This window comes from Pyxidicoccus caerfyrddinensis (assembly GCF_010894405.1).
Lineage (GTDB): Bacteria > Myxococcota > Myxococcia > Myxococcales > Myxococcaceae > Myxococcus > Myxococcus caerfyrddinensis.
In genome coordinates this window covers 335,632-356,203 of sequence record NZ_JAAIYA010000009.1, presented here as the reverse complement: position 1 = coordinate 356,203, position 20,572 = coordinate 335,632, and the positions used below count along the sequence as shown (strand labels likewise).

Genomic DNA, 20,572 nt, shown 5'->3' with positions numbered 1-20,572 from the left:
CATGACCTTCCTCCTCCATCGCCATGCCGGAGCCGCGCTCGCCGCCGCGGTGGCCCTCTGCGGCTGCGCGCGGCCTGCTTCCACGCAGGTGGCGCGGCAGGGCACCGTCCCCGCCGCGCTCGCGCGCCCGCCGCGGTGCCGGCCCGTGGAGGCGGGGGCCGCCGTGCAGCCCCTGCTCGACGGCGCCCGCGAGGGGGAGTCGCTGTGCCTGGCGCCCGGGAGCTACCGGGGGCCGCTGCGGCTGCCGGCGGGCGTCACGCTGTGGGGGCCGCGCGAGGCGGTGGTGCGCTCCTCCGGCGAGGGCACCACGGTGCGGCTGGAGGGGGAGCGCGCGCGGCTGTTGGGGCTCACCGTGGACGGCAGCGGCGGCCGGTTCGACACGCTGGACGCCGCCGTCCACGTGCGCGGGCGCGGCGCGGTGGTGGAGGGCATCACCGTGCGCAACGCGGTGTTCGGCATCCTGGCGGAGCGGGCGGAGGGCGTCACCGTGCGCGGCAACCACGTGGTGGGCTCGGGCGGGCCGGCGCTGGGCATGCGCGGGGACGCCATCCGGCTGTGGGAGACGCAGCACTCGCGCGTCGAGGACAACCTCGTGGAGGCCGGGCGCGACGTGGTGGTCTGGTACTCCAGCCACAACAGCGTGCGCCGCAACACCGTCACCGGCGGGCGCTACGGCACCCACTTCATGTACAGCCACGACAACGTGGTGGAGGACAACCACTACCTGGGCAACGAGGTGGGCATCTTCGTCATGTACAGCCGCGGAATCGTTCTGCGGCGCAACGTGCTGGCGGGGGCCACGGGCGCGGCCGGCATGGGCCTGGGCCTGAAGGAGAGCGGCAACGTCACCGCGGTGGGCAACCTGCTGGTGCACAACACGGTGGGCCTGTACCTGGACACGTCGCCGCTGCAGGAGGGGGACGCCAACGTCTTCGAGGGCAACCACTTCCGTCTGGGGGAGGTGGGCGTGGTGTTCCACAGCAGCGAGCGGCGCAATGCCTTCCGCGGCAACAGCTTCCGCGACAACGCCGCGCCGGTGCAGGTGGAGGGCGGCGGGGACGCGCTGGAGGTGGAGTGGCGCGGCAACGACTTCGACGACTACGCGGGCTACGACTGGGACGCCGACGGCGTGGGGGACGTGCCCTACGAGCTGCGCAGCCTGTCCGGCGACCTGGTGGCCCGCTACCCGGACCTCGCCTTCTTCCGGGGCTCGCCCACGCTGTCGCTGGTGCGCGCCGCGGGCGAGTTGCTGCCCCTCTTCACGCCGAAGCCGGTGCTGCGGGACACGGCGCCGCGCATGGCGCCCCTGGCGCTGGAGGCCGGCCATGCGGATTGAGCTGAAGGCGGTGCGCAAGCGCTTCGGTGGCGCGGAGGCGCTCAAGGGCATCACCCTGTCGGTGCCCTCCGGGCGGCGCGTGGCCCTCATCGGCCCCAACGGCAGCGGGAAGTCCACGCTGCTGCGCTCGCTGCTGGGGCTGGTGGAGTGCGAGGGCGAGGTGCGGCTCGACGGGCGCTCGCCCTTCGAGGACCGGCTGGAGGTGGCGCGCCGGCTGGCCTACGTGCCGCAGGTGGCGCCGCAGCTGGGCGCGCCGGTGGAGGACGTGGTGGCCCTGGTGGCCCGGACGCGGGCGCTGGCCCCGGAGGCCATCGCCCGGCTCGCCGCGCGGCTGGAGCTGGACGTGGACGCGCTGCGGGGCCGGCCCTTCCGCGCGCTGTCGGGGGGGATGAAGCAGAAGCTCCTCATCGCCCTGGCGCTCGCGTCGGATGCGAGCCTGCTGGTGATGGACGAGCCCACGGCCAGCCTCGACGCGCGGGCGCGCGAGCGCTTCTTCGCGCTGTGCGAGGAGCAGGCCCCGGGCCGGACGCTCGTCCTGTGCTCGCACCGGCTGGAGGAGCTGCGGCACCTCGCCGGACACGTGGTGTCCCTGGACGACGGGCGCGTCACGTACGACGGGCCGGCGGAGGACTTCCTCGCGGGGCGGGGGCTGGCGGTGGTGGAGGTGGCCACCGGCTCGGCGGAGGCCGCCGGCTGGCTGGAGGCGCGCGGCTTCCGCACGGGGCTGCGCGGCTGGTGGGTGCGCACGCTGTCGCAGGCGGAGAAGCGGGAGCTGGTGCCCGAGCTGGCGCACGAGCTGGGGCGCGGCATGAGTGACTTGCGGGTGCGGGACGTGGAAACGGTGGAGGTGTCCCATGGCGGCGACTAGGCACCCCTGGCGGTGGCTGCGGCGAGGGGTGGTGGTGCTGGCAATGGTGGGCGGGCTGGCGTTCGCGGTGTCGTGGACGGAGCGGCTGCCCGAGGGGCCGGCGCCGGTGGCGTGGGACCGCGAGGCGTGCGCGCACTGCCGCATGCACGTGGGCGAGCCCGCCTTCGCCGCCCAGCTCCAACTGGTGGACGGGCGGGTGCTCCACTTCGACGACCCGGGCTGCCTGCTGCGCTACGAGGCCGAGACGCACCCCCGCGTCCACGCGGCGTGGTTCCACCACGTGCGCGAAGAGCGGTGGATTCCGGGCGCGCGGGTGGCCTTCGTGCCGGTGAGCCCCACGCCCATGGGCTACGGCGTGGGCGCGGTGGAGGCGGGCGTGCCCGGGGCGCGTGCCCCCGCCGAGGTGCTCGCGGGGCTGCGCCGCGAGCGGGACGCACGGGAGGGCACGCCATGACGTCGCTCACACGGGAGGTCGCGGCGGTGGCGCGGCTGGAGCTGGCCGAGGTGCTGCGCTCGCGGTGGATGGTGTTCTGCGGCGCGGTGTACGCGCTGCTGGCCGGGGCCTTCGTGCTGGTGGGGCTGCGGGAGTCGTCGCTGCTGGGCTTCTCCGGCATGGGACGGGTGCTGCTGTCCTTCTGTCACGCGCTGGTGCTGCTGTTGCCGCTGCTCGCGCTGACGGCGACGGGGCAGGTGGTGAACCGCGCGCGCGAGGACGGCACGCTGGAGCTGCTCTTCAGCCTGCCTGTGCGCCGGGGGGCCTTCTTCGTCGCGGTGAGCGGGGTGCGCTACACGGCGCTGGTGGTGCCGCTGGTGGTGCTGATGCTGGGGATGTCGCTGCTGGGCCAGCTCGCCTTCGGACAGGGGGTGCCGTGGGGCTTCCTGCTGCGGGCGGTGGCGGTGTGCGCCGCGCTGCTGCTGGCCTTCGTGGGGCTGGGCATCGCGGTGAGCACGCTGGTGCGCAGCCAGGCGCGGGCGATGATCTGGCTGCTCACGCTGTGGGCGCTGGGCGTGGCGCTCATCGACTTCGGGCTGGTGGGGCTGATGCTCCAGTGGCGGCTGGACCCGCGGACGGTGTTCCTGCTGGCCGCCCTCAACCCGGTGCAGGCGGCGCGCATGGCGTTGCTGTCGGGTGTGACGCCGGACCTCTCGGTGCTCGGGCCGGTGGGCTTCTTCCTCGCGAACCGGCTGGGCGGCGCCGGGCTCTTCGCGGTGGGGACGCTCTGGCCGGTGGCCGTGGGGCTCGGCGCGTGGGCCCATGCGCTGCGGCGCTTCCAGAGGAGTGACCTCGTATGACACCGAAGTTCCATGCCTTCCTCGACCAACCCCTCTTCGAGCGGGCCCGCGTGGTGCTCGCGCTGCTCGTCGTCCCGTTGCTGCTCACCTTCTCGGCGCCGCTGTGGCGAATCGACCTGAGCGCGCCGCAGTACCCGGACGGCCTGTCGATGAACATCTGGTCCTACAAGCTGGAGGGCGGCGGGGATGGGCAGCACATCCAGGAAATCAACACGCTCAACCACTACATCGGCATGCACCCCATCGACCGGGCAGCGCTGTCCGACTTGGACTGGCTCCCCTTCGCGGTGGGCGCGCTGGCGCTGATGGCCCTGCGCGTGGCGGCGCTGGGCAACGTGCGCTCGCTGCTGGACCTGACGGTCCTCACCGCCTACGTGTCCCTCTTCGGGATGGGGCGCTTCGCCTACAAGCTGTACGTCTTCGGGCATGACCTCTCTCCGCGCGCTCCCGTGAAGGTGGAGCCCTTCATGCCCGTGCTGCTGGGCTCGAAGCAGATCGCCAACTTCACCACGACGAGCTACCCGGCCCTGGGCAGCCTGTACCTCGGCCTCTTCGCCACGGGCCTTGTCGCCCTCACGGTGTGGCACCTGGCGGTGGGACGGCAGCGCGCAACCCGCGCGTCCGCGTCCCTGCTGTTCCTCCAGGCGTGAACGCACGCCTGCCTCGCGAGGGTTGCGCCGCCACGCACCTCCGGCGAAGGTTCGGCAGGACTTCGCCCCCATGAGCCCGCCGTTCTCCGACTTCGCCAGCCTGGCCTCACTCCACCGCGAGCTGGAGGAGCGGTTCCTCCAGCACCAGGACGCGCTGCTCGACTTGGACGTGGCGCTGGCGACGGAGCGGCTCGACGGCTACGAGGCGGCGCTGCGCCGGCACCTCGAAGCGGAGGAAGCGCTGCTGCTGCCCGTCTTCGCGCGGGCGGGCCGCATCCGGGGCGCCTCGCCGGACCTCTTCACCGGTGAGCACCAGCGGCTGCTGGAGTTCCTCGCGCGCTTCCGGGCGGAGCTGCGCGCATTGGAGCCGGAGTCCGCGGGCTTCAAGCGCGCCGTGCTGCGGCTGCTGGACGCGGAGACGACATTCAAGCACCTCTCGCACCACCACGAGCTTCGGGAGGAGACGTACTTCTTCCCGGCGCTCGACAGCGTGACGGACGAGGCGGAGCGGCGCGAGCTGCTCGGTGCGTTCACCGCGCAGGTGAAGCCGTAGGCTACGTGCTCGTCCCGGGCGTGGCCTGGGGCGTGGCGCCCACGCGGCTGACGACCTGTGCGGCCCAGGCGGGGCTGATGGGCGACACGTCCGTCTGGAGCTCGGCGGGGAGCTGTCCCTGGCGCTCCAGTCCCTCCGTCACCTCGGGCAGCGCGCGCCAGGGCGTCTGCGGCTTCAGGTGGTGCGCCTGGTGGTAGCCGGCGTTGAAGAACCAGCGGTTGTAGAAGGGCGACGTGGACGTCACCGCCAGCCGCGAGCGCTCCCGCGCATCCGCGCCCAGGTGCGCCGCGAGGTTGAGGTAGTGGATGCACGTCTGCGTGAAGATGAGCGTGCCCAGCAGCGACAGGCCGAGCGACGGCTGCCACAGCGTCAGCGCCAGCAGCGTGCCGTCCACCACCGCGAAGTCGATGACCAGCTCCGCCTTCTGCCCGCGTGTCTTGCACGCGCCCCACACCTTGGTCACCGCGTCGAAGGGCCAGAACCACGGCGTCAGCGCCCAGCGCACGCAGTAGCGCAGCGCGCCCTCGCCCGGGTGGCGGCGCCCCCAGTCCCCGTCGCCGTCGTTGTAGCGGTGGTGGTTGAAGTGGTGGAGGTAGTAGCCGCGATACGCGAAGCCACATGCCAGTCCCAGCGTGCGCGACACCACCCACTTGAGCGCCCGGGGCTTCGCGATGGGCACGTGCATGTGGTTGTGCAGCACGGCGTAGTTCCAGAACATCAGCGCCCAGCCGAGCACCATGGCACCCACGCGCGCCGGCATGGCCAGTCCGCTCCAGAGCACGGCCGTCGTCGCCAGCCACACGGCCCAGAGCGCATGGACGCCCATGCTCGGGAGGTCCAACCGCGGGTCCACTCGCGAGGCCTGTGTGTCGGTCCTGGTCATGAGCCCCCTCCCTGACGGTGAATCAGTGGCCGACTCTAACAACACATGGCGGAAGCGCGAGCCCACGGGGTCCCCGGCTACCCGGTGGCGGACATTGACCCGGTGCGCACGCGTCGCCTCGCGAACGTGCGACGCGAGGAGCAGGCAGGCAGGCGGCAGGGGCCGCCGCGTGTCGGTCGGAGGACATCTCCGAGGGGCAGCAGCGAGCGGGCAGGGGACCCGTGGCCTCCCCGGTCCTGCCATGCCGAGCGCGGCGCGTGCTGTCCTGCGCGAGCCCTGACGGGGATAGGCGGGGCTGGAGGTTCCACGGCGTTGCGTTTCGATTGGCGGGCGTCCTGGGTCCTGGTGCTGTTCATGCTGGCCTGCGGGCCGGGGCAGGGCGGCGAGCCGTGCGAGGCCTCGTGCGCGGAGGATGACGCCGCGTGCCTCGAGCAGGCGTGCGCCGATGCGCCGGCAGAGGCGATGCGCGCCACCACTGACTGCTCATCCCTGCCCGAGGGCGGCCGGTGCATGGGGACTCGCGTGGTGGAGCGGTGCCTGCTGGGCATGCTCCTGCGCGAGGACTGTGCCGTAGGCGAGGCGTGCGTGGAGGAGGAGGCCGGAGCCCGCTGCGAGGAGGGCGCGGCGTGCGTGGACGGCGTCACGCGCTGCGCGGCGTCCGGAGGGTTGGAGGCGTGCGTGGATGGGCGCTGGCGCTCGCGGGAGTGCACGGCGGGCTGCGTGGAGGCGGGGCGCCGGGGCTGGTGTGGCGCGCCGGGGAACACGCTGAGCGGCAACGTGCGCTACGCGCGCCGCCGGCCCGATGCCTCGTTCCATGACTGGACGCCGGAGGCGGAGTGGGTGCCGGCGGGCGGCTTCCTCGTCGCGTCGTACCGGGGCGAGACGCTGGTGGACATGGAGGTGACGGACTTCGACGGGCACTTCACCGTGCGGGTGCCGTCCGGCGTGCAGTCGCAGGACCGCATCGTCGTCTACGCGGCCGGGCGGAGCAGTGCCGCCACGGTGGACTATGCGGTGGCCGACCCGGCGCTGTCCGGCGAGCAGCGCGTGCCCGCGGTGCCGGGCGCGTCGGCGCGCATCTGGAGCTGGTCTCGCTCCACGCAGGCGCTGGTGGAGCGGCCGGTGTTCAGCATCCGCGAGTCAGATGGCTCGGGCGCCGCGGCCGTGTTCGACTCGCTGCGCCTGGCGTGGCACCGCGCGCGGGAGCGCTACGGAAGCCCGGGCCTGCCGGTGGTGGCGTGGCTCGGCTTCGGCACTACGTGGTCCTGCGGGGCCTGCTTCTCGCCCCGGCCGGTGACGGCGGCGGGGCGCAGGTGGGAGGCGCAGGTGTGGCTGCCCGGAGATGCGGACGCGGCCTGGTGGTCCGAGGCCATGGTGCTGCACGAGCTGGGGCACTGGGTGATGGCCAGCCACGGCAGCAGCCCGGAGGAGGGCGGTCCCCACTTCATCGGCGTGCCCACCTTCCCCGGACAGGCGTGGAGCGAGGGCTGGGCCACGTGGTTCAGCTCGGACACGCGCAACAGCTCGCGCTACTACGACCGGCAGGGCGGGACGATGTTCTGGGTGGACCTGGCGACGCGCGCGCCCGCGACGGGCACGTGGACGCGGCCGAAGCCCGGGGACGGCCTGCTCCAGCGCATCGACGAGAACGAGGTGGCCGCCATCCTCTACCGGCTCGGCGGGGGCACGGCGTCACGGCAGCCGCTGTACGAGGCGCTCGCCGCGCCCGCGATGAATGCCTCGCCGTGGGCGCGGGGCTACCTGCGACACCGCTGGCGGATGGAGGACGGGAAGACGGTGGATGTGGAGGAGACGGACGACTCCGCGCCGTGCCTCGCGGACTTCCTGGACGCGCTGATGTGCCGCGGCTTTCCCCGCTCGGTGATGGACCTGGCCACCGAGCCCGCCGTGGCGTTCCCGTACCCCAGTCATGCGCCCCTGTGCCGGTGAGCGTGATGACTCCGTGTTTCCCGTGTGAGGTCTCGTGCTGCCAGTGATGCGACGAACCCCGCTGTGCCCGAACCCTCTCCGGGAGGTTCCCTCGTGCTCCTGACGCGACGAACTCCGCTGCGTCCGTACTCCCTCCAGGAGGTGCTCCCATGCTCCTGACGCGACGGAGAATCGCGGGCGTGGTGCTCGCCCTGGCGCTCGCGGGAGCGCTGTCCGCGGGAGTGGCCTCCGGCGTGGAGCGCGTCCGAGGCAAGGCGCGGAAGCGGCCCGAACTGCCGCCGCCCTTCTCCCAAGGGGAAAGGATCCGGAGCCGCGTGGATGCGAAGGCGCGAGCCACTCCGGAGGTGCCGCGCACCAAGGCCGCGAAGCCGGTGGAAGCCGCCGCGTCCGAGGCCGAGGTCTCCTCCTTCACTCGAAGCGAGCGGAAGGGGGCTCGCGCGGAGGCGAGGGCAAGGCACGCCGCCGCGTGGAAGGGCGGCACCGCAGAGGAAGTTCCGCCGCCGGATGCCGGCGCGCCGGACGACCATGCCGAGACACACGCTCACAGTGCCTCGCTGTCCGGGCTCACCGCCCGCATTCCCGCGCCGATGCGGGTGGGCTGGTCGGTGGTGGAATCATCCGCCGGACGCGTGCGACTCCTCGCGGAGGTGGAGCGGCGGATGGGGTTCGGGGCGCCAGTGGCCGTGCGCATCTTGCTGCCGCGCGACGCGGCGCTCCTCGAAGGGCCCGAGGACTTCACCGTGCCCGAAGGCCCGGGCGGGGACGTCCGCACCGTCGCGTACGTCGTCACCTTCGGGACGAGTGCGCCACCCATGGACGACCTGGTCCTGGTGGCACATGCCGAGGGCACATCCTTCGGTGCCCACGCCGAGGAGCGCTACGCCTTCGGACGCACGCTCACCGCCGGGCCGCGTCCCGTGCCAGAAGGCCCCGTGCTGTCCCCCTCGCTCATGATGGGTGAGGCCTCTCCCACGAACGACACCGGTGAGCCGTCGCACTGAGAGGAAATGACGCCTCCAGCAGCTCGACCTCGCGGAGCCTGACATTTCCGAACAGCACACTCCCGGCCTGCCTCCGGCAGCACAGCCGTGAATCGCTTTCCCGGTGCCGCGACGAGCCTGCACACGCGAGACATCCGGGTTAGACACGGGCCTCCGTCGTCGTGGAGGAGTCGCGTTGGAGACCGTCGCGCTGGTGCTGGTGCTGTCGTCCGCCTTCCTCCATGCCTCGTGGAACGCACTGCTCAAGCGGCACCCGAATCCCGAGGTGGGCGTGGTGAGCGTCATCACCGTCGCGGTGGTGTGCGGCGCGCTGTGGACGCTGGGGATGCGAGGGGAGGCGTTTCCCACGGTGCGCGGTCTCACGTGGGCGCTGGGCGCGGGGGCCTGCGAGAGCATCTACCTGGCGTCACTGTCCCGGGCGCTGAAGCAGGCGCCGCTGGGGCTCGCGTATACGGTGTCTCGCGGCGGGGCCATGTTGCTCGTGTGGCCGGTGTCCGTGTTGTGGCTGGGCGAGGCCGTGTCCGTGTGGATGGTGTCCGGCGCGGTGCTGCTGGGCGTGGGGCTGGTGGTGATGAACCTGTCCCCTCCGAAAGGCCCCGCGGCCACGGGTGTGGCGTGGGCGGCGCTGGCGGCGGTGTGCATCGCCGGCTACCACCTGAGCTACAAGCTGGCGCTCGGCGAGGGCGCGCAGCCACCGGCCCTGTTCGCCACGGGGCTCCTCGTCGCGTTGCCGGTGCTCGTGCTGGAGCGGGTGCGGAAGCTCGGCTGGAGCACGCTCAAGCGGGAGGCGGTGGTGCGTCCCGGGCTCGTCGTCTTCACCGGCATCGTCTGCACGCTGTCCTTCGCGCTCCTGCTGTCCGCGCTGGGAAGCAGCGGCGCGGGCGTGGTGCTGACGCTGCGCAACACCTCCATCGCCTTCGCGCTGGGGCTCGCCGCGCTCCAGGGCGAGCGGCTGGAGCGGAGGCAGCTCGCGGGCGCGGCGCTCGTCGCGGTGGGCGCGGTGCTGCTGGGCGTGCCGGGCTGAGTGCTACGGCGCCGGCGCCGCTGCCGCCGCCGTCGTCATCCGCTTGAGGGCGGCCTTCGCATCCTCATGGTCCGGCTGCAGCTTCAGCGCCGTCTCGTAGGCCTGCTTCGCCTCGTCCGGGCGCTTCGAGTTCTCCAGCAGCTGCCCCAGCGCGTTGTAGGGCTCGGCGAAGTTGGGGTCCACCTGGGTGGCACCGCGGAAGGACTTCTCCGCGTCCTTGGCGTTGCCCTGCTGGTACAGCGCGTGGCCCAGGTACAGCAGCCCCAGCGCGTTGCGCGGCTCCACCGCCAGCACCGCCGTCAGCACCTTCTTCGCCTTCGCGCCGTCACCGCCGCGCAGGTAGAGGAAGCCCAGCTCGGCCCGTGCCTCCAGCTGCGCCGGGTCCTTCGCCACCACCGCCTCCAGCTCCGTCACCGCCAGGTCCGGCCGCCCGCGCCGCGAGTGGACGATGCCCAGCCGCGCCAGCGCCGCGGTGTCGGGCTCTTCGCCCTCCTTCGGCTTGAGCAGGCCCTCCGCCGTGACGTAGTCGCCCATGGCCATCAGCAGGTCCGCCAGCGCCAGCTGCGCCACGCGGTTGCCCGGCTCTTCCTTCAGCAGCGCCTCGTACAGCGGCTTCGCCTTCGCGCTCACCCGCTTCTTCGCGTACGCGTCCGCCAGCGCCAGCCGGTACTCCACGGTGGGCGACAGCTCCACGCCCGCCTCGTACTGGGCAATGGCGCCTTCCAGATCACCCTTCGCCTTGAGCGCGTCGCCGTACGCCGCCCGGGCGCTCGCGTCCTTGGGGAAGGCCTCCACCGCCGTCTTCAGCGTAGCCACCGCCTCGTCGGCCTTGCCCAGCCCGAGGTACGCGCGCGCCAGGCCCTGGTACGCCTCCGGCGTCTTCTTCCCGTCCTCGGTGCTCTTCTCAATCGCCTTCTGGAAGGCCACCACCGCCTGCTTCTTCTTGCCCTGCGCGAGGTACAGGTGGCCCAGCTGGGTGTACGGCCCGCTGGCGCGGCGCGGCTCCAGCACCAGCGCCTTCTCGAAGGACTTGGTGGCGCGCACGTTGTCGCCGAGCTGGAAGTACGCGAGCCCCAGGTTGAAGTGCGCCTCGGCGTACTTCGGGTCCGCGGCGATGGCCTTGAGGAAGGACTCGGTAGCCTTGCGCGGGTCGCCCATCTCGTTCACCGCGACGCCCAGGTTGTTGTGCGCGCGTGCGTGCTTCGGCTCCGCGGCGAGCGTGAGCTGGTACTCGGCGATGGCGCCGGCCAGGTCGTTCTCCCTCATGAGGATGACGCCCAGGTTGTAGTGCGCCTCCGTGTCGCCTGACTTCTCGCGGGTGGCCTCGCGCAGCGTCTCCTTGGCCTCCGCGTTGAGGCCCTTCTCCGCCAGCGCCTTGCCCAGGTTGACGCGGGCGACGTTGAGCTTGGAGTCCAGCTTCAGCGCCTCGCGGTAGGACTCGATGGCGTCGTCGGTGCGGCCGGCGCGCTGCAGGGCCTCGCCCAGGTTGAAGCGCAGCTCCGCGTCCTGCGGGGACAGCTCCGAGGCCACCGAATACTGGCTGATGGCCACGTCCGACTCGTCCAGCACGCGCGCCAGCAGGCCCCGCTCCGCGCGCAGTGTGGAGTCCTCCGGGAAGGCGGCGATGGACGTGTCCAGCACCGTGCGCGCCTTCTCCGCGTCACCCGACAGGCGCAGCGCGCGGGCCAGCGCCAGCTTGGGCGGCACCAGGTCCGGCTCCAGCTCCACCAGCTTCGTCAGCGGCTCCACCGCCTTCTTCGGCTTGTTGAGCGCGAGGAAGGCCGTGCCCAGCCGGTAGAGCGCGTCCGAGTCCTCGGGAGACTGCTCCAGGCGCGCGCTCTCCACGGCGGCGGCGCGCTCGAGGGCCGCCGCGTCCGGCGCGGGAGCCTGCGCGGTCAGCAACTGGAGGACGAGGAAGCCGGCGGTCGTCGACATTTTAGAGGTTCTCCACGTAGGGACTGGCCCGTGCGTCGAAGGTCTTCTTCGCGAGCGCGGCCTTCTTCGTCTCCCACGCCTCGCGCGCCGCCTTCTCCTCCTTCTCGTCCTCGGCCAGGCCGGTGCGCTCCTCCTTCACGTCGGCCTCGCACTCGGACACCTGCTCCTCGAACTCCTTCGGCTCCAGCTTCTCGCTGCCCTCCACCTTGGCCTTGCGGGCCACCGTCAGGCGGGCGAGCTCGAACTTCGCGAAGGCGCAGCGCAGGGCCAGCTTCTCCACCTCGCGCAGCCCCACGCTGAGCCGCTGCTTCGCGCGCAGGTACTCCACGCGCGCTTCGGCCTCGGCGATGGCCAGCTTCGCCACCTCGCGAGAGACTTCGTCGGTGGCGCGGTCCACCTCGTCCTCGGCCGCTTCCTGACGGGAGCGGGCACGGCGGATGTTGTCGCGCGCGCGGCCAATCTCGTTGTCGGCCACGTCCACCTTGTCGATGGAGAGGGCCAGGTCGTTCTCCGCCTCCAGCAGCTCGATGCGCGCCTCGTAGGGCAGCTTCTTCTCCATCGAGTCGGGAACGCGCATGCCGTAGCGCGGACCACAGGCGGCGAGGAGGGGCAGGGTGAGCAGGACGATGCGCTTCATTGTTGGACCGTAGCCTCGAAGCTTCCGAAGATGGTGCGGCCTGAAAAGACGTCGATGCCGTTGATGAACGTGACGTGGAACTCGCCGGTGATGCGGCTGCTGGGGGCGACGGCGGTGCTGTCCACCTTCAGCACGCCGACCTCCAGCTGCGGGAAGGCCCGCACCGGCTCGTCCAGCACGCTGCGGCCGATGGCGCCGCGCTGCACGCCGCCCTCCAGCTCCTCCGCGAGGTTGATTTCCAGCGGGCCGTCATAGCCCTCCGGAAGCATGTCCCCGACGAACGCGCTGACCTTCAGCACGGTGTTCACCCCCGAGCCCTGCGGGGTGACGAAGTTGATGGCCAGCTCGCCGGGAGACCACTGGGCCTCCGCCCGCTCGTAGCGGAGGTCCATGAGCGGGGCCACGCTGCCCTCCAGCTCGCCGCCCTTGGGGCCGCAGCCGCTGGAGGCCAGGAGCGCGGCCCCGAGCAGCAGGGCCCGCGCCGCGGCGCGTGGAGTGAGGAGGCTCACTTGCACGCCTTCCACCCTCCGTCCACGTCGGCGCCGGTGAGCGTGTTGACGTCCTTGAGGACGGCCAGCTCGCGGCGGGCCCCGTCCACGTCGCCGAAGCGGCAGCGCAGCGCGGCCAGGTTGAGGCGGGCCTTGCCGAACGTCGGGTCCGAGTCCATGGCCTTCGCGTACGCGGCGCGCGCCCCCATGGCATCACCCATGTTGAGCAGCGCCACACCCAGCGCGGAGTGCGCCGAGGCCCGCGTGTCCTGCAGCTCCGTGACACGGCCCAGGGTGAGCTGCGCCATGCCGTACTGCCGCGCGTCCAGGTAGGCCAGGCCCAGCGCTTCCAGCGACTCGGCGCTGAGCGTGCGCTCGGCCTTCTTGCGCAGCTCCTCCAGCGCGGCCGGCTGCGTGGGCGCACCCGGCTGCGGCACCGGCAGCGCCGCCGTCTCCGAGCGCGTGCGGCAGCCCACCACCGCGGCGCTGAAGACCTCCAGCGACTCGGCGCGGGACAGGCACGCCTTGAAGGCCTCTTCGGAGCGCTGCTTCAGCGGCGCCACCTGCTCCTTCACCGCGGCCTGGAACTGCTGCGTCTCCGCGGCGGACAGGCCCGCCGGCACCGGCGTCGCCTCCACCACGTCGGCGATGTGGCCGTACGCGAGCGCCAGCTTCCACAGCGAGGCCACCGCCCACTCCGGGTAGCCCAGCTGCGCGGCCTGGGTGTAGATGCCCTCCAGGCTCTGCAGCGCGGCGACCTTCTCCTCCACCTTGTCCGCGGGCAAATCCTTGTAGCCGCGGTAGAGGACCTCGCCGAGGTACCACAGGCCCTTGGCGGCCTCTTCCGTCTGCCCGTTGGGGCCCTGCACCGCCTTGGTGAGGCTGGCGATGAGCGCGTCGGCCGGGGCCGTGGGCGCGGTGGCAGCCTGCACCTGGGCCAGCACCGCCGCGGCGCCCGCGCTGGTGCCGTCCAGCTTCAGCGCTGCGTCCGCCGCCGTCTTCGCGCGGGTGTAGTCCTTCTGCTTCAGCCGCGCCTCGGCCAGCAGCACCAGCACCTCGGCCTTGCGCGCGCCCGCCACTTCGGACGCGGCCTCCAGGTTGCGCGACGCTTCCTTGTACTCGCCCAGCGCCATGCGCAGCCGCGCGCCGGCCAGCCAGCCGTCCACCGCGGCGAAGTCGCCGCCGAGCTTCTGGCCCACCTGCTCGAACCAGCCCGCCGCCTCGCCGAACGCCGCGGACTCCGCCGCGTGCCGGCCCAGCGTGAGGAGCACGTCCGACAGGTACTGGCTCTTCGGGTAGTCCTGCGCCAGCTTCGCGCCCAGCTCGCGCTCGGCCTGCATGTCGCGCTTCTCGCGCGCCGCGGTGAAGGCGCCGTACAGCGCCTTCTCGCCGATGTCGGTGTTCTTGTTCTGGTCCGCGACCTTCACGAGACCCGAGATGACGTCGCCCGTCTCCTGGGCGCTCTGCAGCGCCAGCTCGTCGAGCGCCTCGGCCTTGCTCTCGGTGAGAATCTTCTGCACGTCCGCGCGGAAGTTCTGCGGCAGCGGCGCGGCGAGGAACTTCTTGCCCGTCTCCTCCAGGCCCTTGAAGTCGTTCTGCTGCCGCAGGCTGTCCAGCGCGAGGTTGCCGGCGACCGCGGCCTCCTTGTGCTGCGGGTGCGTCAGCGCGAAGGCCGTGAAGAGCTCCGCCGCCTTCGGGTACTCACCGTCCTCGTAGTAGGCGCGGGCGATGTTGAACTTCACGTTCAGCGCGTTGGCGCTCTGCGGGTAGCGCGAGACGAACTGCGCGCCCAGCAGCTTCATGGCCTGGCGTGCGTCCGCCACCTCGAAGGCGTTGCGCTTCTGCGCCTCCTCCGGCTTGAGCGTCGCGAAGTGCGCGAGCAGCGCCGCGTTGAGCGCTTCCTCCTCGCCCTTGGCGTCCTTCGCCTTGGACTCGTAGCGGGCCAGTTCCTCGAACTGGCGCGCGGCCTCCGGGAAGGCGTTGGCGGAGAAGAGCGCATCGGCGCGGTTCTTCATGATGGGCCGCACGTACTGCTCGGGCCGGAAGAGGCTGAGGTACGCCTCGTAGGCCGCGGCGGCGCGCAGGTAGAGGTCCTTCTCCTCCTTCTTCTGCGCGGCCAGGTGCAGCTGCGTGGAGAGGTCGCGCGCCATCTCCTCCATCTCCACCAGGTGCTTCTTGCGGTCCGTCTCGGGCAGCTCCGGGTCCGTCTTGCTCTCCACGGCGGCGCGCACGAGGAAGCGCAGGTCCTCCGGCTCCGGGAGCACCTTGCCCTTGGACGCCTTGATGGCGTCATAGAGCTTCTGGCCGCGCTCCAAATCCAGCTCCGGGTCGTGCTGGATTTCCATCAGCTTGCGCAGCGCGGGGATGGCCCACTCGTACTGCTGCTTGATGAAGTAGCGGTTGCCCAGCTTGTCCAGCGCGAGCGCGTAGGTGGCGCGGCTGTCGCTGAGCTTCTCGAAGTAGTTGAGCGCGCCCTTGGCGGGCCGGGCCTCGGTGTAGCTGTAGACGAGGTCCAGCAGCGCCTCGCGCTTGACGTTGAGCGCCTTCTTCGCGTCCACGCCGGGCAGTGGGGCGCTGGCGGCGGCGGCCTCGAAGAACGTCACCGCCTCCGCGTGCTTGGCCTGATTGACGCGAATCCAGCCCAGCTTGTAGCGGGCCAGGTCGTGCACGGGGGAGGGCGGGGCCTCGAGGATGGCCTGGTAGTGCTTCTCCGCCTCGACGAGGTCCGCCTTGTCGAAGAAGTGGTCGCCCAGGATCTGCTCCGCCTCCAGCCGCAGCGGGCTGTTGGGGAACTTGCGCGTGAGGTCGCCGAGCGTCTTGAGCATCTCGTCGAACTGGCCCAGCTCGCGCTGCTCGTGCGCCAGGTAGAACGTCACCTGGTCGCCGTCCTTGAAGTCCGGGTACTCGCGCAGCAGCCGGTAGTACATCTGCACGGCCTTCTGCTTCATCAGCCGCGTCTCGGGCGAGACGATGGCGCCCGACGCACCCTCGGGCCGCGTCTCCGCCTGGAGGTAGTACACGTAGCGGCTCTTCTCCACGTACAGCTCGGCCAGCCGGAACTGGAGGTCGGGCAGGTACGGCGCGTTGCGGCTCTTGGAGATGAGCTTCTCCGTCTCGCCGATGGAGCGGTCCACCTTGAAGATGTCGCGCTTGAGCTTGGCGATGAACTCGTCGCGCTCCTTCGCCTTGGAGACAATCGGGTTGGCGTTGGGCCCGATGCGCGAGGGCGCGCCGGGGGCCGCCGCCAGCAGGGCGGCGGCAATCAGGCCGGTCAGGTGGCCGGTCATGGGGTCTCCTCGATGCAGCGGCTCTCGATGCGGACCCGGTACGACTTCAGCTCGTCGTTCCAGTACTCCCCGCTGAAGCGGAAGGCGACCTGCGCGGGGGACAGCTCCTGCTCGTCCTCCGGCGGCACCACCTTCGCGCCCTTCTTCACGCGCTCATACAGCTTCAGGCCCACTTCATACTCCATCAGTCGTACCTGCTCGGCGGCGCGCAGGAGCGTGTCCGCTTCCTGCCGCACCGCCTCGGCCAGCCGCGCGTCGTGAACGCGGACCGCCTCGGCACGGGACAAGGCATACATCTTGACGAGGTGTGCGAAGAGCTGGTCGCCGAAGCTGCCGGCGTAGCGGCCCAGTCGCTCACTCTCCGAATCCAACAGCTCCATGAAGCGCGCGGCGCGCTGGGTGCCGCCGTGGGCATCGGCCGCGCGGCGCAGGCGCGCGTCCTGGGTGAGGTCCTCGCGGCTGCGCACGGCCTCCAGCGAGTCCGCGAAGCGGCGCGTCAGCTCCTTGGCGGCGCGCTTGGCGGGCAGGTAGTGGCACAGGTCGCGGTAGATGAGCGCGCGCAACAGGTACTTGTCCGGGAGGAACTCGTCGCGGAAGACGGGGGCGTCCAGGGTGGTGAGGATGCCCATGGACGCACGCAGCTCGCCCAGCTTGTAGCGGGTCCACGCCTCCTCCAGGTAGAGGCTGGCGCGGCCCGGGTCCAGCTCGGGCAGCTTCACGAGGTTGTACGCCTCCAGCGCGCCCGTGTAGTCCTTGCGCTCGTAGCGCAGGCGGGCCACCGCGAGCGCCGCCTCGTTGCGCGCCTCGCGGGTGAGCTTCTCGTCCTTGGACAGGCCGAGGAAGTCGGTGATGAGCTCCTCGGAGGGCTCCTTCACCGACTTGAGGCGGGTGACGAGCAGCGCGAACTTCGCGCGGCTGGCCTCGGCGCTGGTCTCCGACAGCTTGGCGAAGTGCGTGTTGGCCCAGCGCTCGTTGCCCACGCGCAGGTCCACCAGGCCCTGCTGGTAGTGGGCGTACGCACCCGTCTCCTCCGGGAGGAAGCCCAGGTCCAGCGCGCCGAAGACCTGCTCGTCGATCATCACCTCGTCGTGCGGACGGTCGGTGAGCTGCTTGAGCGAGTCCAGCGCGCGGGGAATCACGTTGGGGTTGGTGCGCTCGCGGGCGATGCGCGACAGGTACGTGGCGCCCGCGTGCGACAGGCCCAGGTCGATGAGGCTGCGCGCGAGGAAGTACTGCCCCCAGGCGTAGTTCTCGTCCGTCTTGGGCGCCTGCTGCAGCCAGGCGTACAGCGGCCCGGCGGCGGCGCGCGGGTCACCGTCGAAGTAGTCCTGCAGCGCCTTGTCGAAGACGGCGTTCTCCACCTTCTTCGGCGCGGCGGGCGCGGCCTCGGCGGCGGCGTCCGGCTTCTTCGGCGCGGCCTCGCCTTCCGCCGCGGGCTTGTCGCCCTCGGCGGCCGGCTTGCCGTTGGCGGCGGTCGCGGGAGGTGCCGCCTGCGCGCCAGCGGGCTTGCCGCTGGCGGCGGGGGCGGACGGGGTGGTGGCGCCACCGGCCGGGCGCTGGGCGCCGGCGGGAGGCGGGGGCATGGGCAGCGCGCCGCCGCTGGACTGGGCGGCGGCGGGTGCCGGGGACACGAGGAGCGCGGCGCTGGCGAGCGCGGCGACGAGTGAGCGGGGATTCATTCCGTGGCGCCGAAGTTGAACGCGGTGCCGAGCTGGACCGAGAGGACGTTGTTGATGTTGCGGGTGCCGGTGAAGACGACGTTGTTCGTCACGTCGAGGCGGAAGGACACGGTGTCGCCCTTGAAGAGGCGCATGCCGAGGCCCACGTTGGCCGCGGGGCGGAAGCCGTCCGCGCGGTTGATCTTCACCACGGAGCCGCCGCCGAGCAGGAAGGCCTCGAAGTGCAGCACCTTGTTGTTGAGGACGGCCAGCTTCCCGTACAGCGGGCTCCACATCAGGTCCGAGCCCACCATCCACTGGACCTGCTCCTCGTAGGCGGAGGCCGTGGGGGCCACCTCGAAGTCGCGCTCCAGCTGCCTGCGCAGGCCCGTCTGCACGTTGTAGCTGTACGTGCCGCGGCCCACCTGCCACGCGAAGGTGTCGCTGAAGTGGTACGTGTACGAGACGGTGCCGACGAGGCCTTTGTAGAAGGCGTCATCCGGCAGCACGCCGACGCCGAGCAAGAGCTCGTGGTGCATCCGGTACTGACGCTCCTGGATGGCGGAAACGGCGCCGGGGTTCTCCAGCGCCTCGGCCTGTGCGCGGGCGAGGCCGGGCGCCAGGAACAGGAGGATGAGCAGGGCGTATCGCACGGTGGGGCTTCCTGGAGGTTGGAGGGAACGGACGTGGGAAGGGGGAGCCCGCGTCAGTAGCCGACCGAGTTGAAGAGGAACGGGTAGGTGATGATGACGACGCCGCCCTTGGGGGCGGGGAAGGTCCATGACTTGAGGCTGGCGAGGATGCAGCCCTCGACAGCGGCGTTGCTGAGCGTGGAGGACTTGGTCTTCGCGGCGACGACGCGGCCCGCGGCGCCGATGGTCCACTCCAGCACCACCTTGCCGGCCAGGCCGGGCTGCTTCAGCAGGGCGCGCTCGTAGCAGCCGTGCACCTCGTTGAGGTGGCTGTTGATGACGCGGGCCACCGCCTCGCGGTCCACGGTGCCCTGGGTGGAGGCGATGCTGCGGGCCGTGGCGCGGGTGACGGTGCCGCCCACCTTGCCCTTGCCCACGCCGCCCACGCCCAGCGCGCCAATGCCGCCGCCGCCCTTGCCGCGCAACAGCTCCGCGCCCAGCGTGGCGCCGCCGCCCTTGCCGCCACCGCCAAGGCCGAAGGTGCCCAGGCCCGCGTTGGCGATGGGCGCCTTGCCGATGAGGCCGGACAGCTTGTAGTTGCTGTTCTTCACGTTCTTGCTGCCAGGGCCACTGCCCAGCTTGTCCACGGCGGCGAGCAAATCGTTGGTGGCGGGCCCGGCGGCGGACAGCTTCGCCAGCGCCTTGAGCGCCTTGTTCTCCGACGCGGCGGCCACGGCCTTGTTGGGCGGCGGCGGGGGCGCCTTCTCCACCGGCTTGGGCGGGGCCTTCTCCGCCACCTTCTCCTTCACCGGCTTGGGCGCCTTCTGCTTGATGGCCTCCAGCTTCTTCTTCGCCTCCTCCTTCTTCTTCGGCTCGGGGGCGATGAGGCGCAGGGCCACGGGGGGCAGGTTCTTCTGCGTGAAGTCCGCCGTCTCCGGGCTGTCCGGCTTGAGGACGATGAAGGACGCGAAGGCGCCGATGAAGAGGACGAAGCTGGCCAGCGCCAGCCAGGGGATGCCGCGCAGCGGGTTGACGAAGACGCGCTCGGGCTTGGGGGCGGCGTAGGCCACCAGCGACATGTGTCCCTGCGTCAGGCGCGCGGCGGTGCCCTCGCGCAGGGTGAGGAAGCGGCGGCTGCCGTCGGACTCGAGCGCGGCGCCGGTGACGGGGGCGAAGCGGCCGTCATTGCCGCTCTTCTCCACCTCGGTGCCCGGGGGCACGAAGAGGCGGAAGGAGCCGTTGAGCGTCTCGGCGAGCGTGAAGGGCGCGCCCGTCTCCGGCAGCGTGAAGCCCCACAGGGGCATGGCCTCGGGGAGGTCCAGCGAGGCCTGCACCGGCTTCTTCTTGTCCGGGGCGAAGCGGCGCGCGTCGCGGCGGATGGCGCCCCAGTACAGCTCCAGGTAGAGCTGAGCTGCGCCCTTGCCCGGGGCCAGCTTCGGCGCGTGCGTGGGCCGCGTGACCACGCGCTGCTCCTGGAGCAGCGGACCGGAAGGCTCCGGGAAGGCGTCGAGCGAGACGTCCGCCATCAGGTCGTCCGCGAGCAGGATGCCCGGGCTGGCGCTGACCTGCTGCTCCTGCGTGGCGCGGCGGCGCACCGAGGGCAGCGTGCCGGCCGGCACGGCCACGGGGGCCTGCTGCTGCGAGGGCCACGGCGCGTGCGCCCCCGGAACCGGCATGGGCGAGACCACCTGCTGCTGCGGCGCCGGCATGGCGACGATGGCGGGCGCGGCGGCCTGCGAGGCCGAGGGCGGCGGGTATGCGGCCTGCGTCACCGCGTGGCCCATGCGCGCGGCGGGCTGCTGCTGCGGCGGCTGCGGCACCGGCCGGAGCTGCGGCTGGGCCTGGGGCGCCTGCGGCACGGCGCGCACGGCGGGGACGGTGGTGGCGAGCGGCTGCTGGGGCGGGGCCACCTGCGTCGCCGGGCGGAGCTGCCGCACGGGCGCGGGCTGCTGCTGCGCCGCGACGGGGGCCACGGCCGGAGGCGGGGGCTGCGCGGTGCCGAGCAGCGAGGCGAGCTCCGGCGGCGGCTGGGGCTTGGCCTCCTGTGGCCTCTGGGCCAGCACGCGAGTCTTGAGGACGAAGGGGCCGCAGAGCACCTCGTCCACCGAGCGGATTTCACACGCGGAGACGCGATGTCCGTTGACGAAGAGGCCGATGGCGGAGCCCGCGTCCTGGATGGCCGCGCGTCCGTTCTGGAAGTAGAGCAGCGCGTGGCGCGGCTCGACGGACGGGTCATCCAGGCGCAGGTCGGACGTCGGGTCCGAGCCGAGCGAGTAGGTACCGGGGACGAAGACTTCCGTCCCCACGAGGAGGCCGTCGCGGAGGATGACGACTTGCAGGACGCTGGGCTGGCCGCTCAACGGTGACGCTCCCTTCA

At 72.0% G+C, this 20,572-nt stretch carries 17 protein-coding genes; 9 read left to right on the top strand and 8 right to left on the bottom strand.

What is annotated here, in order from left to right; translation table 11 throughout:
• The first annotated feature begins 1 nt into the window (after position 1).
• The 6 genes from nosD to G4D86_RS23590 all read left to right on the top strand — a co-directional run bounded on the left by nosD (position 2) and on the right by G4D86_RS23590 (position 4,700).
• Positions 2–1,336, top strand: coding sequence for a nitrous oxide reductase family maturation protein NosD (gene nosD, locus G4D86_RS23615; RefSeq protein WP_163996254.1), 1,335 nt, complete (start codon positions 2–4; stop codon positions 1,334–1,336).
• Positions 1,326–2,204, top strand: a complete 879-nt coding sequence (locus G4D86_RS23610; protein ID WP_163996253.1) for an ABC transporter ATP-binding protein — start codon at positions 1,326–1,328, stop codon at positions 2,202–2,204. The genes nosD and G4D86_RS23610 overlap by 11 nt, the downstream gene beginning before the upstream one ends.
• Entirely contained in the window at positions 2,191–2,658 is a 468-nt protein-coding gene (locus G4D86_RS23605) for a hypothetical protein (protein WP_163996252.1), read from the top strand. The genes G4D86_RS23610 and G4D86_RS23605 overlap by 14 nt, the downstream gene beginning before the upstream one ends.
• A complete protein-coding gene (locus G4D86_RS23600) occupies positions 2,655–3,497 on the top strand; it encodes an ABC transporter permease (RefSeq protein WP_163996251.1) in 843 nt (280 codons plus the stop codon). Before G4D86_RS23605 ends, G4D86_RS23600 begins: the two co-directional genes overlap by 4 nt.
• Positions 3,494–4,147 (top strand): hypothetical protein, encoded by a 654-nt coding sequence (locus tag G4D86_RS23595; protein WP_163996250.1) that lies wholly within the window; start codon positions 3,494–3,496, stop codon positions 4,145–4,147. Before G4D86_RS23600 ends, G4D86_RS23595 begins: the two co-directional genes overlap by 4 nt.
• Before the next feature lie 70 nt (positions 4,148–4,217).
• On the top strand, positions 4,218–4,700 hold the full coding sequence (locus G4D86_RS23590; RefSeq protein ID WP_163996249.1) for a hemerythrin domain-containing protein: 483 nt from the start codon (positions 4,218–4,220) through the stop codon (positions 4,698–4,700).
• Position 4,701: 1 nt separating this feature from the next.
• On the opposite strand, the gene G4D86_RS23585 is transcribed toward G4D86_RS23590, so the two are convergent.
• Positions 4,702–5,583: a fatty acid desaturase family protein gene (locus G4D86_RS23585; protein ID WP_163996248.1), complete on the bottom strand. Its 882-nt coding sequence runs from the start codon at positions 5,581–5,583 to the stop codon at positions 4,702–4,704.
• A 312-nt stretch (positions 5,584–5,895) separates the two neighbouring features.
• Here G4D86_RS23585 and G4D86_RS23580 point away from each other — a divergent pair, with 312 nt between their 5' ends.
• From G4D86_RS23580 to G4D86_RS23570, 3 genes are all read left to right on the top strand, one after another.
• On the top strand, positions 5,896–7,533 hold the full coding sequence (locus tag G4D86_RS23580) for a hypothetical protein (RefSeq protein WP_163996247.1): 1,638 nt from the start codon (positions 5,896–5,898) through the stop codon (positions 7,531–7,533).
• 149 nt (positions 7,534–7,682) lie between these two features.
• Positions 7,683–8,534: a type 2 periplasmic-binding domain-containing protein gene (locus tag G4D86_RS23575; RefSeq protein WP_163996246.1), complete on the top strand. Its 852-nt coding sequence runs from the start codon at positions 7,683–7,685 to the stop codon at positions 8,532–8,534.
• Positions 8,535–8,709: 175 nt separating this feature from the next.
• A complete protein-coding gene (locus tag G4D86_RS23570; protein WP_163996245.1) occupies positions 8,710–9,558 on the top strand; it encodes an EamA family transporter in 849 nt (282 codons plus the stop codon).
• Positions 9,559–9,561: 3 nt separating this feature from the next.
• Here the strand turns inward: G4D86_RS23570 and G4D86_RS23565 are convergent, their stop codons facing one another.
• Genes G4D86_RS23565 through G4D86_RS23535 form a run of 7 tightly spaced genes read right to left on the bottom strand, consistent with a single transcriptional unit; the run spans position 9,562 to position 20,555 of the window.
• Positions 9,562–11,493, bottom strand: a complete 1,932-nt coding sequence (locus tag G4D86_RS23565; protein ID WP_163996244.1) for a tetratricopeptide repeat protein — start codon at positions 11,491–11,493, stop codon at positions 9,562–9,564.
• Between the two features lies 1 nt (position 11,494).
• The gene (locus tag G4D86_RS23560; protein ID WP_163996243.1) at positions 11,495–12,130 is read right to left on the bottom strand and encodes a hypothetical protein; all 636 of its coding nucleotides are present in this window, start codon (positions 12,128–12,130) and stop codon (positions 11,495–11,497) included.
• Positions 12,127–12,639, bottom strand: coding sequence for a hypothetical protein (locus tag G4D86_RS23555; RefSeq protein ID WP_240360434.1), 513 nt, complete (start codon positions 12,637–12,639; stop codon positions 12,127–12,129). The genes G4D86_RS23560 and G4D86_RS23555 overlap by 4 nt, the downstream gene beginning before the upstream one ends.
• A complete protein-coding gene (bamD, locus tag G4D86_RS23550) occupies positions 12,636–15,905 on the bottom strand; it encodes an outer membrane protein assembly factor BamD (RefSeq protein WP_163996241.1) in 3,270 nt (1,089 codons plus the stop codon). The genes G4D86_RS23555 and bamD overlap by 4 nt, the downstream gene beginning before the upstream one ends.
• On the bottom strand, positions 15,902–17,584 hold the full coding sequence (locus G4D86_RS23545; protein ID WP_163996240.1) for a hypothetical protein: 1,683 nt from the start codon (positions 17,582–17,584) through the stop codon (positions 15,902–15,904). Before G4D86_RS23545 ends, bamD begins: the two co-directional genes overlap by 4 nt.
• Positions 17,581–18,216 (bottom strand): outer membrane beta-barrel domain-containing protein, encoded by a 636-nt coding sequence (locus G4D86_RS23540; protein WP_163996239.1) that lies wholly within the window; start codon positions 18,214–18,216, stop codon positions 17,581–17,583. Before G4D86_RS23540 ends, G4D86_RS23545 begins: the two co-directional genes overlap by 4 nt.
• A gap of 53 nt (positions 18,217–18,269) precedes the next feature.
• The gene (locus G4D86_RS23535) at positions 18,270–20,555 is read right to left on the bottom strand and encodes an AgmX/PglI C-terminal domain-containing protein (protein ID WP_163996238.1); all 2,286 of its coding nucleotides are present in this window, start codon (positions 20,553–20,555) and stop codon (positions 18,270–18,272) included.
• Positions 20,556–20,572: the final 17 nt, after the last annotated feature.

Coding starts and splice junctions, on each gene's coding strand:
- G4D86_RS23565 (WP_163996244.1), bottom strand. CDS start 11,493: ATGTCGACGACCGCCGGCTTCCTCGTCCTCCAGTTGCTGACCGCGCAG.
- G4D86_RS23605 (WP_163996252.1), top strand. CDS start 2,191: ATGGCGGCGACTAGGCACCCCTGGCGGTGGCTGCGGCGAGGGGTGGTG.
- nosD (WP_163996254.1), top strand. CDS start 2: ATGACCTTCCTCCTCCATCGCCATGCCGGAGCCGCGCTCGCCGCCGCG.
- G4D86_RS23545 (WP_163996240.1), bottom strand. CDS start 17,584: ATGAATCCCCGCTCACTCGTCGCCGCGCTCGCCAGCGCCGCGCTCCTC.
- G4D86_RS23585 (WP_163996248.1), bottom strand. CDS start 5,583: ATGACCAGGACCGACACACAGGCCTCGCGAGTGGACCCGCGGTTGGAC.
- G4D86_RS23590 (WP_163996249.1), top strand. CDS start 4,218: ATGAGCCCGCCGTTCTCCGACTTCGCCAGCCTGGCCTCACTCCACCGC.
- G4D86_RS23560 (WP_163996243.1), bottom strand. CDS start 12,130: ATGAAGCGCATCGTCCTGCTCACCCTGCCCCTCCTCGCCGCCTGTGGT.
- bamD (WP_163996241.1), bottom strand. CDS start 15,905: ATGACCGGCCACCTGACCGGCCTGATTGCCGCCGCCCTGCTGGCGGCG.
- G4D86_RS23610 (WP_163996253.1), top strand. CDS start 1,326: ATGCGGATTGAGCTGAAGGCGGTGCGCAAGCGCTTCGGTGGCGCGGAG.
- G4D86_RS23575 (WP_163996246.1), top strand. CDS start 7,683: ATGCTCCTGACGCGACGGAGAATCGCGGGCGTGGTGCTCGCCCTGGCG.
- G4D86_RS23595 (WP_163996250.1), top strand. CDS start 3,494: ATGACACCGAAGTTCCATGCCTTCCTCGACCAACCCCTCTTCGAGCGG.
- G4D86_RS23600 (WP_163996251.1), top strand. CDS start 2,655: ATGACGTCGCTCACACGGGAGGTCGCGGCGGTGGCGCGGCTGGAGCTG.